This is a genomic window from Bacillus sp. 05T22 (assembly GCF_056396765.1).
This window is the reverse complement of record NZ_JBFTMC010000004.1, coordinates 78,583-95,748: the sequence shown is the minus strand read 5'-3', so window position 1 is coordinate 95,748 and position 17,166 is coordinate 78,583. Positions and strand designations below refer to the sequence as shown.

Annotated in this window: 14 protein-coding genes and 1 tRNA gene; 14 read left to right on the top strand and 1 reads right to left on the bottom strand. The window is 34.7% G+C overall.

The genetic code is table 11. The features are described from left to right. Positions 1-455 precede the first annotated feature (455 nt). The 13 genes from AC1DIT_RS02700 to AC1DIT_RS02640 all read left to right on the top strand — a co-directional run bounded on the left by AC1DIT_RS02700 (position 456) and on the right by AC1DIT_RS02640 (position 15,449). Positions 456-1,232, top strand: coding sequence for a transglycosylase domain-containing protein (locus AC1DIT_RS02700; RefSeq protein ID WP_016113014.1), 777 nt, complete (start codon positions 456-458; stop codon positions 1,230-1,232). Between the two features lie 191 nt (positions 1,233-1,423). Then, on the top strand, positions 1,424-2,077 hold the full coding sequence (locus tag AC1DIT_RS02695; protein ID WP_016132538.1) for a DsbA family protein: 654 nt from the start codon (positions 1,424-1,426) through the stop codon (positions 2,075-2,077). 111 nt (positions 2,078-2,188) lie between these two features. Next, positions 2,189-2,262 (top strand) — tRNA-Gly (locus AC1DIT_RS02690). A gap of 209 nt (positions 2,263-2,471) precedes the next feature. Beyond that, on the top strand, positions 2,472-3,614 hold the full coding sequence (gene queG / locus AC1DIT_RS02685; protein ID WP_476998047.1) for a tRNA epoxyqueuosine(34) reductase QueG: 1,143 nt from the start codon (positions 2,472-2,474) through the stop codon (positions 3,612-3,614). A 47-nt stretch (positions 3,615-3,661) separates the two neighbouring features. Continuing rightward, on the top strand, positions 3,662-4,549 hold the full coding sequence (locus AC1DIT_RS02680) for an amidase domain-containing protein (RefSeq protein ID WP_016113017.1): 888 nt from the start codon (positions 3,662-3,664) through the stop codon (positions 4,547-4,549). Positions 4,550-4,607: 58 nt separating this feature from the next. Next, the gene (trmL, locus tag AC1DIT_RS02675) at positions 4,608-5,096 is read left to right on the top strand and encodes a tRNA (uridine(34)/cytosine(34)/5-carboxymethylaminomethyluridine(34)-2'-O)-methyltransferase TrmL (protein ID WP_016113018.1); all 489 of its coding nucleotides are present in this window, start codon (positions 4,608-4,610) and stop codon (positions 5,094-5,096) included. Between the two features lie 403 nt (positions 5,097-5,499). Further along, positions 5,500-7,395 (top strand): PrkA family serine protein kinase, encoded by a 1,896-nt coding sequence (locus tag AC1DIT_RS02670; RefSeq protein WP_016113019.1) that lies wholly within the window; start codon positions 5,500-5,502, stop codon positions 7,393-7,395. A gap of 688 nt (positions 7,396-8,083) precedes the next feature. Further along, positions 8,084-9,259: a sporulation protein YhbH gene (gene yhbH / locus AC1DIT_RS02665; RefSeq protein WP_016113020.1), complete on the top strand. Its 1,176-nt coding sequence runs from the start codon at positions 8,084-8,086 to the stop codon at positions 9,257-9,259. A gap of 308 nt (positions 9,260-9,567) precedes the next feature. Beyond that, the gene (locus tag AC1DIT_RS02660) at positions 9,568-10,116 is read left to right on the top strand and encodes an NfeD family membrane protein (RefSeq protein WP_016113021.1); all 549 of its coding nucleotides are present in this window, start codon (positions 9,568-9,570) and stop codon (positions 10,114-10,116) included. 12 nt (positions 10,117-10,128) lie between these two features. Next, positions 10,129-11,688: a flotillin family protein gene (locus AC1DIT_RS02655; protein WP_476998046.1), complete on the top strand. Its 1,560-nt coding sequence runs from the start codon at positions 10,129-10,131 to the stop codon at positions 11,686-11,688. A gap of 1,255 nt (positions 11,689-12,943) precedes the next feature. Next, the gene (locus AC1DIT_RS02650; RefSeq protein WP_016113023.1) at positions 12,944-13,657 is read left to right on the top strand and encodes a response regulator transcription factor; all 714 of its coding nucleotides are present in this window, start codon (positions 12,944-12,946) and stop codon (positions 13,655-13,657) included. After that, positions 13,654-14,712 (top strand): sensor histidine kinase, encoded by a 1,059-nt coding sequence (locus AC1DIT_RS02645; protein WP_016113024.1) that lies wholly within the window; start codon positions 13,654-13,656, stop codon positions 14,710-14,712. Before AC1DIT_RS02650 ends, AC1DIT_RS02645 begins: the two co-directional genes overlap by 4 nt. Positions 14,713-15,137: 425 nt before the next feature. After that, positions 15,138-15,449: a heavy metal-binding domain-containing protein gene (locus AC1DIT_RS02640; protein ID WP_016113026.1), complete on the top strand. Its 312-nt coding sequence runs from the start codon at positions 15,138-15,140 to the stop codon at positions 15,447-15,449. Between the two features lie 340 nt (positions 15,450-15,789). Here the strand turns inward: AC1DIT_RS02640 and AC1DIT_RS02635 are convergent, their stop codons facing one another. Continuing rightward, entirely contained in the window at positions 15,790-16,584 is a 795-nt protein-coding gene (locus AC1DIT_RS02635; RefSeq protein WP_016113027.1) for an EcsC family protein, read from the bottom strand. 367 nt (positions 16,585-16,951) lie between these two features. Here AC1DIT_RS02635 and AC1DIT_RS02630 point away from each other — a divergent pair, with 367 nt between their 5' ends. Then, positions 16,952-17,155 carry a DUF4274 domain-containing protein gene (locus tag AC1DIT_RS02630; RefSeq protein ID WP_033670995.1) on the top strand — a complete coding sequence of 68 codons (204 nt, stop codon included), beginning with the start codon at positions 16,952-16,954 and terminating at the stop codon, positions 17,153-17,155. The last annotated feature ends 11 nt before the right edge of the window (positions 17,156-17,166 follow it).

The window sequence follows — 17,166 nt, the reverse complement described above, 5'->3', positions numbered from 1 at the left end:
TGTATTATTGTATTAATTTCTTTAGAAATGCTGTAGAAAAATTTTAGGGGGGAACCAGCTAAATCTGAAAATATGCCAGGTGATATAATAGAAGAAGGATGGATATGTGATTTTTAAAGCGATTCATCTGAATATATATATCCATTTTGATTTCCAAATATATAAGTCGCGGCTATGCAAACAAACTCTCTTTGTTTGCACGTGACATGGGGATAAAAAAAGTACTGACCGCTTCTATACATGATCAGATTCTCTCTCCCAACTAAAAAGAAGAGGATTATGTCATTTTTTAAGTTGAATGTATATAGAAGTTTGCTACTTTTTCTGCTAGAATATGTATTTTATAGCTTACAACATTGTAAGGTAAGTGTAAGAGAAATCAATTGGGGATTGCTTTGAGAAACAGTATTCTTAATGTAAAGATTATATGGTTGTAAGGAAAAGAGGTGTGCATAATGAAAGAACGAGTACTATCTAAAGTTAACTATCATCAAAAAGTTTCATTCAATCCAATTACAAAGTTTCTTTATAAAGCTATTATTTTATTATTACTACTTAGTTGTACATTATTATTCATAGGAAATGTAATGATTGAAAGAAGTGATATTAGTAAGCTACATGTACCTGCTAAATTAGAGGTACCAGAATCTCTGGCTCACGCATTTATTGCGACAGAAGATAAAAGGTTTTATCACCATAACGGCTTAGACTATATAGCAATTGTTCGAGCTTCTATTGAAAATATAAAAGCTGGTGGTATTGTACAGGGCGGAAGTACAATTACACAGCAGCTTTCCAAAAATGCTTTTTTATCTAATGAACGTACATTTTCTCGTAAATGGAAAGAAGTTTTTTATACAAAAAAAATTGAGCGAACATTTACTAAAGGTGAGATTTTGAAATTATATGTAAGCAATATTTATTACGGAGAAGGTGCATGGGGGATTGAAAAAGCATCCAAGCTATACTTTGGCAAAACGGTAAATCAATTAACATTAAGTGAGAGTGCAATGATGGCTGCTGTTGTGAAAGCTCCTGCTTATTATTCTCCTGCTCAAAATTATGACAAAGCAGTAGAAAGACGAAATGTTGTTTTGAAATTAATGGAACGAGAAGGATATATTAGTCATGATGAATATGTGCAAGCAATTAGTGAAAAATTAGTAATTCGTCATGACATTTTAACTCAGCATTCATTGCAAAAAGTAGCTCGTGAAAAAGCGGTAAGTTAAAAGTGAAGTTCCATAGGGGAACTTCACTTTTTTTTGAATAAGACTGCCAAAGAAGAGACACAATATTGACACATTTGTTGTGTTTTCGGAAATTATGTGAGCGTGTTCATTGCATGATGTATAAAAGTATTGATATCATGTGTAATGTGTACAACAATGTATACAGAATATGAATTTAAAGAGGAATGTATATGAAATCATCAAATAAAATCATGGCTCTTGGTATTGTTTTTTCTATTGCAGTGTTAATTGTAATTGGAACAGTTGCGTACAGTATCATAAATGACAAAAAAGATAAAGGGAATGAAATGTTTGCTTATTCCACGCAGCAATCTTTAGGTAAGGAAGATGCACCCGTTAAGGTTGTTGAATTTGGGGATTTTAAATGTCCAGCTTGTCGAACTTGGGATACGACAGTATTACCTCGTTTAAAAGAGGAGTATATTAATAAAGGGAAAGTCCAGTTTTATTTCATTAATTTTCCGTTTGTTGGAAAAGATTCTAATTTAGGTGCAGCGGCTGGTGAAGCGATTTATAAACAAGACTCAGAATCTTTCTGGACATTTTATGATGAAATTTATCAAATTCAGAAGAAAGATACTGAAGAATGGATTACAGAAGAACTGCTTCTTAATATAGTGAAGGAAAAACTTCCGAAAGTTAATATAGAACAGTTTAAAAAAGATTTACATAGCAAAGAAACCCAAGACAAAGTACGTAAGGATTACGATCGTGCACAAAAATTAAAAGTACAAGGTGCTCCTTCAGTATATGTAAATGGGAATCTTTCAAATCCTGATTATGATAGTATGAAAAAGGCAATCGATAAAGAATTGAAAAAGTGATGATTATTCATCACTTTTCGACTTTTTTCGATAAAATTCTTGCTTGGGCTTTTATTACATGCTATACTATTTTACATAAGTTATTTCAATATCTTATGTTTTTTCATATTTGCGGGTGTAGTTTAGTGGTAAAACAAGAGCCTTCCAAGCTCTGGTCGAGAGTTCGATTCTCTTCACCCGCTCCAGATATTATTTCATATTCTCATAATAAATTGTGATCAACGCAGTGTTTCGTTTCTAGGATAAACGAGGCATTGCGTTTTTTAATGTTTGGAAATGAAGATTTTATGCGAAAATAGAATTAAGGACTATGATTACGAAGTGGATTGCTAACCATCAGTAGGTGATTACTTGTTTGATGAGGATATGTATTCATCGTAGAAGGAGGCAAAGCATGAATTTTGAGCAATTAAAGCAAGATGTTATAGCGTATAGTAAAACAATTGGAATAGATAAAATAGGCTTTGCGAGTGCCTCACCATTTGAAGAATTAAAACAGCGTTTAATTCAGCAGCAACAATTAAATTATCAGTCTGGTTTTGAAGAACCTGATATTGAAAAAAGAACAAATCCACAGTTACTATTGCCGGGAGCAAAATCAATTATTGCAATTGCATTAGCGTATCCATCARAGTTGAAAAATGCACCGTTAAGTAAACGAGGAGAAAGACGTGGTATTTTTTGCCGGGCATCTTGGGGACAAGATTATCATCTTGTTTTGCGGGATCGCTTGCAAAAATTAGAGGCGTATTTAATTGAGAAGCTTCCTGATATAGAAGTGAAATCAATGGTAGATACGGGAGAATTGAGTGATCGTGCTGTTTCAGAGCGTGCTGGTATTGGATGGAGTGGTAAAAACTGTTCCATTATTACGCCAGAATTTGGCTCTTATGTGTATTTAGGAGAAATGATTACGAATGTACCATTCCCACCGGATCAACCAATAGAAGACCAGTGCGGAAGCTGTACAAAGTGTATTGATATTTGTCCAACTGGTGCACTTGTACAAGGAGGACAATTAGATTCAAAAAAATGTATTGCTTTTTTAACACAAACAAAAGGATTTCTTCCAGAAGAATATCGGGATAAAATTGGAAACCGTATTTACGGATGTGATACGTGCCAAACAGTTTGTCCAAAGAACAGAGGGAAGGATTTTCATAATCATCCAGAAATGGAACCCGATCCAGAGCTTGTGAAACCACTGTTAACGCCATTATTAACGATAAGTAACCGAGATTTCAAAGAAAAATACGGTATTATGTCGGGGTCATGGCGCGGGAAAAAACCATTGCAACGAAATGCAATTTTAGCCCTTGCTCATTTCAAGGAAACCACAGCAACTCCGGATTTAATTAGTGTTATGAAAGATGATCCAAGACCCGTAATTCGTGGGACAGCAGCATGGGCTCTAGGGAAAATTGGTGGTGAAGGTGTAGGAGAAGCGATTGAAAAGGCGATGGAACGTGAAAAGGATGAAGAAGTTCTTCATGAAATGAATCGTGGTCTTGAAATGTTAGCTGAGAAAAAACAGTAGATAATACCTCTTTTTTTCATATTGTGTAATATGGGGGGGAGAGGCCTATGTTGGTAAAGAAACAGCTTGAACAACAGATGCAACAATTTTTAGCGTATATTACAAATAAACGTGTAGGTGTCGATAAGATTCCTGCTGATTTACTACAAGTATTACAGCGAAAAAGAAATTTGTTTCAAAAACGTGATGCTGAAATTGTAAAGGCAACAGCAGACGTATCTTTTATAAGACAATGGAATAGTAAGCAATATCAAGAAGTAGATTATCAAGTTCATTTGAAATATTTAGTTCATCATCATGAATTATTCTACATGGAAGAAGAACAATTAGAACGGCGTGTTTATCTGAAAGATGGGCGTATTGTAGAAGATAAAGATATTACAGTGAAAGAAGAAAAGGTCCAAGGGGAAATGTTAGAGCGTGAGATAACGAAAGGAAAGTATGATTCGTATCAATATAATCGCTTAGAAGCTGTCAAATATGCGGAGCGTTGGTGGGATGATCGAAACCCGGCGTATCGTAATTTTCCTGATAATTGTACGAATTTTATTTCACAGTGTCTGCATATTGGTGAAACACCAATGACTGGGTATCCTAACATTCGTAAAGGATGGTGGCAAAGGGAGAATCAGTGGAGCTGGAGCTGGGCAGTTGCTCATTCATTTTATTGGTATTTATCAGGGGCTACAACAGGACTTCGTGCTAAAGCGGTAGAAAATCCGGAAGACCTTCTACTTGGTGATGTAATTGTTTATGATTTTGAAGATGATGGTAGATGGAATCATACAACAATAGTTGTAGCCAAAGATGCGGACGGCATGCCGCTTGTAAATGCCCATTCTGCTAATAGCCGCAGGCGTTATTGGAATTATGAAGATTCCAGTAAATATACACCACAAATGAAATATAAATTTTTTCATATTATTAATGGGTAGAGATTTTTCACTCAAGTGGTATAATACGTAGTAGACAAAAGATTGAGGTGAATATAACGTGGGAGTACATGTTGTTTTATATCAACCAGAAATTCCAGCAAATACAGGGAACATTGCACGTACTTGTGCAGCCACTGGAACAGAATTACATTTAATTCGACCACTTGGATTTTCAACGGATGATAAAATGTTAAAACGTGCCGGTCTTGACTACTGGCAGCACGTAAAAATTACGTATTATGATTCGATTGAAGAGTTTTATGAAAAAAATAAAGACGGTGAATTCTTCTATTTAACAAAGTATGGTGAAAAAGCACATACAGCGTTTGATTATAGTAAGGTAGAGAAAGATTATTATTTTGTATTTGGAAGAGAAACAAACGGATTGCCAGCAAACGTAATTGAAGAAAACTTCGATCATTGTTTACGTATTCCAATGACTGACAAAGTACGTTCTTTAAATTTATCCAATACAGCAGCGCTTTTAATTTATGAGGCATTCCGCCAACAAAATTATCCAGGTTTAGATTTAGAGATTGTATATTAAAATTTAAATGTAATAGCAAACAAAAAGTGATGGGCTTAGGCCCATCACTTTTTGTTTGTACCTGGTTTATCATTATATCCTGAAGTGAAAATTGCAGTAAGAAATGTAAGTGAGACACCTAAAATTAATAATAATTTCATGTGGGACCTCCTTCTTCATATTTTATTTAAAATAATTTTGATCTGAAGTTTATGTAGATTCTATGGAAGTAAAGAAGATATATCCTGTAAGAATGGAGAACAAGTTCCCCGGTATTTTCATTATACCGAATTTTCTTTTAACTTTGGGATAAAATTTATAATGTTTGTAGAAGATTTCATTTTGATTTAAAGAATGTTTAAGGACATCCTCGCATACCTTTTATAATAATCCGATTGAACAAGGAGATGGGGGAGGAGCTATAATGGATATTCTAAAGAAAATTGAACAGCATCGAGAAGCAGAAGAACGTTTACAATGGGAAGGTACGTTTGCGGAATATTTGGAGCTTGTTAAAGAACGACCATGGGTGGCTCAAACTGCACACTCTCGCATTTACAATATGATTAAAGATGCTGGCATTGAAGAAGTAGAGGGTAGAAAAAAATATAATTTTTTTAGCAATCGGCTATTTGGATTAGAAGAAGCATTAGAGCGCCTTGTAGAAGAATATTTTCATCCGTCTGCGAAACGTTTAGATGTTAGAAAACGGATTTTATTATTAATGGGACCAGTGAGTGGTGGGAAATCAACGTTAGTCACTATGTTAAAACGGGGATTAGAGACATACTCGCGTACAGATCGAGGAGCTATTTTTGCGATAAAAGGTTGTCCGATGCATGAAGATCCTCTTCATTTAATACCACATCATTTACGTGATGACTTTTACGATGAATATAGCGTAAGAATTGAAGGGAATTTGTCACCATTAAATGTGATGCGTTTAGAAAAAGAATATGGTGGAAGAATTGAAGATGTAATTGTAGAACGTATTTTCTTCTCGGAAGATCGCCGGACAGGAATTGGTACATTTAGTCCTTCAGATCCAAAATCACAGGATATTGCAGATTTAACAGGGAGTATTGATTTTTCTACAATTGCAGAATATGGTTCAGAGTCAGATCCACGTGCATACCGTTTTGATGGAGAGTTAAATAAAGCAAACCGTGGTATGATGGAATTTCAAGAGATGTTAAAATGTGATGAGAAATTTTTATGGCATCTATTATCTCTTACACAAGAGGGGAATTTCAAAGCGGGGAGATTTGCACTTATTTCAGCAGATGAATTAATTGTAGCCCATACGAATGAAACAGAGTATCGCTCCTTTATTTCTAACAAGAAGAATGAGGCGTTACATTCAAGGATTATTGTAATGCCGGTTCCATATAATTTACGAGTGAGTGAAGAAGAACATATTTATGAAAAGATGATTCATGAAAGCGATGTTGCCAATGTACACATTGCACCGCACACACTTCGCGTCGCAGCAATGTTCACGATTTTAACACGCTTGAAGGATCCGAAGCGCCCGGATATTGATTTAATTAAAAAGATGCGTTTGTATGACGGAGAAATGGTAGAAGGTTACAATGCAATTGATGTAGAGGAATTGCAGCGTGAATATCAGGATGAAGGTATGAGTGGTATTGATCCGCGTTATGTCATTAACCGTATTTCTTCTACTATTATTAGAAAAGAAGTACCATCGATTAATGCGCTTGATGTGTTACGTTCATTAAAAGATGGGTTAGATCAACATCCATCTATTAGTAATGAAGATCGGGAGCGCTATATGAATTTCATTTCATTAGCACGGAAAGAGTACGATGAAATTGCCAAGAAAGAAGTACAAAAAGCATTCGTGTATTCGTATGAAGAATCAGCTAAGACGCTTATGGATAATTACTTAGATAACGTTGAGGCATATTGCAATAAATCAAAATTACGTGATCCATTAACAGGTGAAGAAATGAGTCCAGATGAAAAGCTGATGCGTTCTATTGAAGAGCAAATTGGTATTTCAGAAAATGCAAAGAAAGCGTTCCGAGAAGAAATTTTAATACGCATTTCTGCTTATGCTCGTAAAGGAAAACGTTTTGATTATAACTCACATGAACGCCTTCGCGAAGCAATCCAGAAAAAATTATTTGCTGATTTGAAAGATATTGTGAAAATTACAACATCCACGAAAACACCAGATGAAAATCAGCTGAAGAAAATTAATGATGTTGTAGCACGCTTAATCGATGAACATGGCTATAATTCTTCATCAGCAAATGAATTGCTTCGCTATGTAGGTAGCTTGTTGAATCGATAGCTTGATAATAAAACGCTGTCTCTAATGAAAGCAGAGGCAGCGTTTTTGTATCTATGTAAATTTAGGCTGAAAAAACGCCATAACCCCTATTCTTTTTAGTTGGGAGCGAGGATTCAGCCAAGCATAGAAGTGGTCAAATCCTTTTCCTGTCCCATGCCAAGTAAGAACAGAAAGAGAAAACGAGTGAATTCACCTTTTCTTCTTCGCGTGAGCGACTTATATGTCGAAATCCTAAAGTGAATTTATATATCTAATTGAAGTAATGGGATTTTACTAGTGAACGCCTCGTTTTATGTATGGACTTGTCCAAACATAATAAATTAAGGTGCAATTTCATGAATTTATTGTCAATTATTTTTACAATACGCATATGATAGAGTAACCAACCATTCATATAGAAAAAGCCAACACAATACAATATGTTGCAGAGTGGAAAAGTGTGCAACAATGAATTGTGTTTCTTTCTTATCAGCTAAAGAAATTTCAATTTAAAGTGAATGTCAAAGTTTTTGTTAAGGAAGTTCGGAGCAATACGTAAAAAAGCTATGGGTGCCTTATGATTATGGAAAAAGTAAGTTCTAATGAACAGATACTTTTTAACGATTCTTGTTGCTACATCATAACCTCAAATTCGTATATTACTGTTTATTAGAGAAAATAAGGAAAATTACAGTAAGGAGGGAAAAAGATGGGCGAAGAAAATCAACCAAATTATACAATTTCACAGGAAAACTGGTCCCTCCATCGCAAAGGACATGACGATCAAAAACGCCATCAAGAAAAGGTGCAAGAGGCAATTAAGAATAACTTACCAGACCTTGTGACAGAAGAAAATATCGTGATGTCTAATGGTAGGGACGTTGTAAAAATACCAATTCGGTCTTTAGATGAATATAAAATTAGATATAACTACGATAAGAATAAACATGTTGGGCAAGGAACTGGTGATAGTAAAGTTGGCGATGTGGTTGCAAGAGATGGGTCAGGTGGTCAAAAGCAAAAAGGACCAGGAAAAGGGCAAGGTGCAGGGGATACAGCTGGAGAAGATTATTATGAAGCAGAAGTATCAATTTTAGAATTAGAGCAAGTATTTTTTAAAGAGCTAGAGCTACCTAATTTAAAGCGGAAAGAAATGGATGAAAATCGTATTGAACATATTGAATTTAATGACATTAGAAAAACAGGATTATGGGGAAATATTGATAAAAAACGGACGATGATATCAGCTTATAAACGAAATGCGATGAATGGAAAGCCCGCTTTTCATCCAATTCGTCAAGAAGATTTGAAGTTCCGAACATGGAATGAAGTGTTGAAGCCAGATTCCAAAGCTGTCGTATTAGCAATGATGGATACGAGTGGATCTATGGGGATTTGGGAAAAGTATATGGCGCGTAGTTTCTTCTTTTGGATGACAAGATTCTTACGTACAAAGTACGAAACGGTAGATATAGAGTTTATTGCGCATCACACAGAAGCGAAGGTCGTGACAGAAGAAGAGTTTTTCTCAAAAGGAGAAAGTGGTGGAACAATCTGTTCCTCTGTTTATAGAAAAGCACTTGAGCTTATAGATGGCAAGTATTCACCGGAACGCTATAATATTTATCCATTTCATTTTTCAGATGGAGATAACTTAACATCAGATAATGCTCGGTGTGTGAAGCTTGTGCAAGAATTGATGAAGGTATGTAATATGTTTGGGTATGGGGAAGTAAATCAGTATAATCGTCACAGTACGCTTATGTCAGCCTATAAAAATATTAAAGATGAGAATTTTAGATATTATATCTTAAAGCAAAAGGCTGATGTATTCCACGCAATGAAGAGCTTCTTTAAAGAAGAATCGGGTGAGAGAATGGCGTGACCCCTTTTTTAAGGGGTTTTTTATTAATAGAATATTCATTCATGTGTAATAAAAGGGAAAAAATTGAAGTAGAAATATTTATATAACTTTACTTTTTATGTAAAATAGTATATTATATAAATATACAATATAACGGTTATTTTCTAGGAGGAGCCTGTCACCATAGGCTCCTCSTGTTCTTTTTTAAGCAGCCTGTCGTACAGGTTTTTCTTTAAAGATTAAATAACTGAAAATTAGGAAAAATAATTTGAAAGAGGTGAGGCATACATATAACAAAGAGAGAGGTAATGATGAAAGGGGGATAAGGCATGACATTGTTGAGTTATCCGCTTGAGACAATTTATTTATATGGATTTATTATTGCTACCGTACTTACTGTTATTTACATCTTTTTTGGAGATATATTTGAATCCATATTTAGCTTCGGAGGTGGATCTACATCTATTGTAACGTTGCTGCTCAGTTTCTTTGCCATGCTCTGTGGTTTTAGTTATATAGGAGAGTATTTATTTACTTGGAATAGTATTGTTATTTTTAGTCTTTCTTTCGGCATATCTTTTATTGGAGTTTTTCTAATGAAAATATTGATTTTAAAACCAATTGCAGAAGCTGAACAAAATACAGTGCAACGTATGGATGAATTTGTTGGATGCAAAGGAGAAGTGATTATTACCATCCCGAAAGAAGGATTTGGAGAAGTATTAGTTTCTTCACAATTTGGAAGTAATGCGATACCAGCTAAGACAATTGGAAAGAAAGATATTTTACAAGGAACCGAGGTCATGATTGAGGAAGTTCAAGATGGTGTTTTGCTTGTACAGAACATCGCTTATTCTTTAAAAAAACCAAAGTTATAAGGGGGAATTTGAATGATTCCATTAATTATCGGTGGTATATTACTTGCAATCTTACTTTTACTTATTTTGGTGTTTATCACAAAATATCGTACAGTTGGTCCTGATGAGGCGCTGATTGTAACAGGGAACTGGCTTGGTGACGGGAAAAACGTTGTCACAACAGATGATGGTAAAAAAATTAAAATTATTCGTGGTGGCGGTACGTTTGTTGTACCAATTATGCAACGAGCAGAACTTCTTAGTTTATTAAACTATAAATTAGAAGTTGGAACACGTGATACGTATACAAAGCAAGGGGTGCCAGTTACGGTAAATGGTGTTTCTATTATTAAAGTAGGTTCAACAATTGAAGAAGTATCTACAGCAGCTGAACAATATTTAGGGAAAGAAACGGAAGAGTTAAAAGTTGAAGCGAAAGAAGTATTAGAAGGCCATTTACGTGCTRTCTTATCTTCAATGACAGTGGAGGATGCTTATAGTAATAGAGAGCAATTTGCACAAAAAGTACATGAAGTTGCTTCGACAGATTTGAAGAAAATGGGGCTTCGTATTGTCTCCTTTACGATTAAAGAAATCATGGATAAAAATGGTTATTTAGATGCTTTAGGTCAACCGCAAATCGCAACAGTGAAACGTGATGCAACAATTGCGAATGCAGAGCGTGAAAAAGAAGCACGTATTGAAAAAGCTCGTGCGGAGAAAGAAGCAAAAGAAGCTGAATATCAACGTGATGCACAAATTGCTGAGGCTGAAAAGCATAAAGAATTAAAAGTACAATCATATAAGAGAGAGCAAGAGCAAGCACGTGCCGATGCGGACCTTTCTTATGAATTACAACAAGCAAAAGCACAACAAGGTGTTACAGAAGAGCAAATGCGCGTTAAAATCATTGAGCGTGAAAAGCAAATTGAATTAGAAGAAAAAGAAATTGCGCGTCGTGAAAAACAATACGACGCGGAAGTAAAGAAGAAAGCAGATGCAGATCGTTATGCAGTTGAACAATCAGCGGAAGCGGAAAAAGTAAAACAAATAAAAAAAGCAGATGCAGATCAATATAAGATTGAAGCAGAGGCAAGAGCACGTGCGGAAGAGGTGCGTGTAGAAGGTTTAGCAAAAGCCGAAATTGAAAAGGCACAAGGGCAAGCAAAAGCAGAAGTTCAAAAAGCGCAAGGTACAGCGGAAGCGGATGTTATTAGGTTAAAAGGTTTAGCAGAAGCGGAAGCGAAGCAAAAAATTGCGGAAGCGTTCGAATTATATGGGCAAGCGGCAATTATGGATATGGTTCTTAAAATGCTTCCAAGCTACGCAAAAGAAATTGCAAGCCCACTTAGTAACATTGATAAGATTACTGTTGTGGATACAGGCGGCGGTGGCAAAAACAGCGGAGCTGGAAAAGTGGCAGGATATGCGACTGATCTAATGGCAACGATGCAAGAAACATTAAAAGCTTCTTCTGGTATTGATTTAAAAGAACTATTAGAAAGTTTTGCTGGAAAAGGTGCTGTGCAGCAGGCGGTGATTGAGAAGCCTGTTGTGCAAGTAGTGGAAGAAAACGAGAAAAGTGAAAAATAACGAAGGAAGGCCTCTAGTATTAGGGGCCTTTTTAGGCTCTAATGCAAAGCGAAAATAGCGCATATATTTCTAGCGGAATTATATTTGATGATATAAGTGCAAACAATTGATGGATGAATTCTTTCTAGTTTGGACAGGTTGATTCTGTAAATCAATTTTTCTTTTTCATACTGATCATGTCCTTTTTTAGATTGATAGTATCAGTATGTCAAGGCTTTATAAATTTCTCGCACCAGAATCTCGCTAGCATCATACATGCCGCACTCATGCCACCTAATGCTTTGGAAAGAAATAATCCCCATATATGATTGGTAAATTCAAATAAAGATTCAGATGAAGAACAAAGAGATAACCCCAGTATAATCAATTTTTGATTGAATCTATCTGCCTATCTGTATATATATTCCGGTGATAGGAGGTGTTAGTAATTGAGTAAATGTAAATGTAGCAATATTTCATTATATCAGTAATTAATTGTAACGTATTCATATAAAAAGACATTATAGGAACAACAAGATCGATTCCTAAAAATAAAGAAATTGAATAATATCAAGGCTAAAGATATCTTTTCTGTTGCATACAATTATGTTATTTCTTTCAATGTGTTAAATTTAATTGAAATAAAGTAAATTTAGATTAATGGAGAAATGATTGTGTGTTAAACTACATTAAAATGTGTTTAATTATAATTCGTTACACAACTTGCTACAGGAACATTAGGAGGATTAGAAAGATGAGGAAATTGAAAGCAAAGATATACAAGTATGGAAAGATTAATATTTTACTAAACAAGCTCATTTCAATGGAGGAAGTATTTTGAATTAATCCTGATATCGAACAATTTCAAAAAGGATTGAAAATAGCGTTAGAGAAACGGAATTAATTTAATATGGGAATTTGAACTTCATATAGCGTTTGAAAAAGCTACTTCTATTCAAGTGAGATTACAAATAGGATGGACTGTTGTGTATAGCGTAACTCAGATGATTTTTATAGTTATATAAACAGAATTGTTAATGTGATATAAAAATTATGTGCAACTCCATTTTTATTTTTAACATTCTTTAAAGATGGTAAGAAGCGAGAAATATCTTAGGAAGGCTATTTATATCAGCATTATTTCGTAAAAGTATAATAAAAATCATGTATTTTTATCCCGCATTAACGGGCAGTAAGATCCCCCACTGATTAAAGTTTCACTTTATTTAGTGTGCTGTTATCGCAGTTTTTATAAGGAACAGAGGAGAGTTAATGTATGAAAAAAAGAATTGTAATCATAGAAGATGAAGATAATATCCGAGAAATATGTAAACGGTACTTGGAAAGAGAAGGATATGAAGTATACACCGCTGTAAACGGAACAGAAGGTTGGAATGCATTTCAGCAATATCAACCAGATTTAATTATTTTAGATTTGATGATGCCGAAAAAGGATGGCTGGGAATTATGTGAGGAAATTCGCCAATACTCTAATGTCCCTATTATTATGTTAACCGCTAGAGGAGAAGAAAGAGATCGGATTTTAGGATTAACAATGGGCGCGGATGATTATGTGACAAAGCCGTTTTCACCTCGTGAATTAGTATTAAGGGTGCAAATTATATTAAGAAGAGGAAATCAAGCAACGATACAAGAGAAAGAACCTGTATCAGAAATGATAGAGTTCCTAGATTTGAAGATTGATCCAACGAAAAGACGTGTATTTGTTTGTGGACATGAAATTGAGTTAACAGTGAAAGAATTTGAGGTGCTTTATCTAATGGCAAAACATCCAAAACAAGTATTTTCACGATCTCAACTTTTGGAACAGATATGGAATTTTGAGTATGAAGGGTGCACAAATGCAGTAACTGTATTAATGAGTCGTCTACGTGAAAAATTGGAGAAGCATACAACAAAGAACCGTTGGATTCATACAGTTTGGGGTATTGGTTATCGTTTTGAGCCAGAGGAAGGAAGTCAAGCATGAAATTACGTAATCAATTGTTATTGATGAATCTATTAAGTACAAGTATCATGTTAATTTTTATTTGGTACAGTGAAAGGCGAATGTTACTTAGACCGGAACAAACAAAATTATTAATAGGAATTGTGATGGTAGCAATGATTCTTTCAACGATTATTTACTGGTTAATGACACGTCCTATTATGAGATCTATTCAAAATTTAATTGCATTAACGAAACAATTTAGTGATAGGCACTTTGAAACGATGTATATAATCGGGAAAGAACCAGAAGAGTTTAAAGAATTAGCGACAGCTTTTCAACAAATGGCTAAAAAATTAGAAGAAAGCTTTACTAAGTTAGAACAAGGAGAAAAAGCACGTACAGAACTAATTGCGAATATTTCCCATGACTTACGAACCCCTATGGCTAGCATACAATTGATGATAGAGGCGTTACAAGATGGTTTAATTGAAGATCCTAATATGAAAATGCAGTATCTAACGACAATCCTAAACGAAATTCAAAGATTAAGTGGATTAATTAATAATTTGTTTGAGCTTTCTAAGTTAGAACTTGGACAAGGAGCCTTTCACCCCAGTTTAACACATGTGGACAGCATTCTATTAGAAGTACTAGATTCCCATGCGATCTTATTGAAGGACAAAAGTATCGATTTGCAATTGCACGTTTCGGATACATTGCCACGACTTTGGATTATGCCATGTAAAATAGTGCGGGTTATTAGTAATTTGTTACATAATGCGATTCGGCATTCCCCTACATTTGGAACAATCGAGTTAATTGTAGAGGGAAATAAACAGAAACAGCAAGTTACATTCACCTTGCGTGATGAAGGGGAAGGGATTTCTTACGATGATCAATTACGTATATTTGAACGTTTTTTCAGAACAGACCCATCAAGAAGTTCACAATCTGGAGGGTCTGGACTTGGACTCGCCATTGCGAAATCACTAGTTGAAATACACAAAGGAGAAATTGGTGTTCAAGATCGTTCAGATGGGAAACAGGGATGTGAATTTTGGTTTACTCTTCCCATTGCATCAGAAAAGAAATAATACGGTTGAAAGACTTTTGTAACATTTATGAGAGAAAAATGAAAGATTTGTTAGCTATGATGAAGTTAATCTTACTAGTAGATGTTCTAACTCATCTAGAAAACTTAGCGACCTATGCATATTTGAAAGCTACGTGCGGTAACAATTAATAAAAGTTAAGTGTATCTCTTTATTTACGCGGACAGTAATACTCCTGCCTAAAAATAAAGAGTGGGGTATTACTGCCTGTGAAATTCTGGTTGGTGAGGACTGATAATCAGTGGGGATGAAGAGTTTGCCACTGATTATCAGTCCTCACCCATGTAATCTTACAAAACTGTCATCTTTATGTAAGGTTATTAGATAGTCCATTTATTATTTCAATGTGATAATAAAGGTATAAGAAATACTAGTAAATTTTTAGATATTATAGGAGAGTGTCAGTGATGATTATAACAACAACTTCAACTATTCAAGGAAAAGAAATTATTGAGTATATCGATATTGTAAACGGTGAAGCAATTATGGGGGCAAATATCGTACGTGATCTATTTGCTTCTGTTCGTGACGTTGTTGGTGGCCGTGCTGGTGCATATGAAAGTAAATTGAAAGAAGCACGTGATATTGCAATGGAAGAAATGAAACAACTTGCGAAGCAAAAAGGTGCAAATGCAATTGTTGGTATTGATGTAGACTACGAGGTCGTTCGTGATGGAATGTTAATGGTTGCTGTAAGTGGTACAGCTGTACGTGTATAAAAAAGTGAAACTTTAATCAGTGGGGGGTCTTCATCCCCTCACTGATTATCATCCCTCACCAATCGGATTTTTACGGGCAGTTCAGCTCTCACCTAACTTCTTTGCTTTTTCCGAAGGGTCTTACTGCCCGTTAATGCGGGATAAAAAGTATAATTGCTAAAGCACCTTGTTAAGAGTGAGGTGCTTTTTCTTTTTTATAAAATTAGAAAGGTGAAACATCTGAAAGGAAATAATATCTTATTTTCTTTCAGTTACTTTAGTGTTTTTTATACCGTTAATATTTCCAATTATAGTATATTCCCTTTTATTTTATCTTTGCACCAGCCAACCTTTTTAGACACTATTTAGAAATGTATTTCATTCCTTCTAGTCTATCTAGTACCCTTCTTTTCTTATAAAGCATCTTACCTACTTCAGCAATTTCCTCAATCGTTTTTCGATTTAAATAAGCACCAAAAACCATACCAGCAATGGGAATCATCTGAAATAGCTTCTTCCAACCGTAATTGTCACGATATACAGTAAACACTTCGCGCCATGATTTAATTTGGGACATACTATTGTCGTGATTGACACGAGCATCAAAATGTTTTAATTCATGAAGAATGGTTTGTTTCCCTACAATATCAGACGAGGAAAATTGTAAGCATTTTACGATAAATAATCTCTCTTGAATATCTTCAGGATTATAACCGTAGCAAATTGCAATTTCTTGCAAAATGTTTAGTGACATGCTTAAAACAGCTGGAATATCAATTGCGAGGGTGAAAATGCCACCAAAACCAGTTGTGGCCCCTTGTGCAGTTGCGACAGATTTTCTATTTTCGATAATTTTATCAACGATTGTATCCATCTCACTTAAAAGGGATTTTTGAACATCTGCTAAAGAAGCTGCGTTTTCAAATTTCTTTATTGTTGTTTGTGGATGAATCAAATATTTACTTCCAGAATTGAGATATTGAATGAGCTCATCTAGTAAAATATTAATTTTTTTATGGATAAACTTTGGAGTTAACTTATCAAGAATAGTAAATGGGATTTTCCCCCACTTTTCAAAGAACCAAAGATCTTCCTGTTCTTTCTCCCATTTTTCAATGATTGCGATTTCCTGTAATAAAAGTTCTTTTGACTCCATTTTTCGCCCTACTTTCTTATAACCGTGTCTTTCTATTTTACTTGGTATTTTATAATAAATAAAATTTAGCGTTTGTATTTATATGGGATGCTGTAAATAAGAAAAAGAGATAAGAGAACCGGCTTGAAGGAAGTATAGAATTAGATAACGTAATACAGCATTTCAGTTGGGATTTCTTGTGTAGGAAGTAGATATACGAGTACAATAAATATGTTAGTTTTACTTAGCTTTTAACATTTGAATAAGCTTAATTGATCTTTGTGAGGTATCCTTTTTTACTGATAAAGAGCTTAATCTATTTGTAGATATCAGTATTTTCTGTAAAAAAGGTTATTTGTAAGGAGAACCTGCTGAAGTAAATGCTTATTTGACTCAATTAAATACGCCGGAATTGTTACATGCTTTTGTATTACATTTTAATTGGGATGATGATTTACAGCCGATGAAAATGGTATTGCAACATGCTAATTGTCAGGAAATAACTGCTATTGAAATGTTTGATTTAGTGGATGGGGATTATTGGCTGAATCAGGGAGATAGTAGTGATGAAGAAAGGGAGTATGTATGGTAAATAATTAGGAA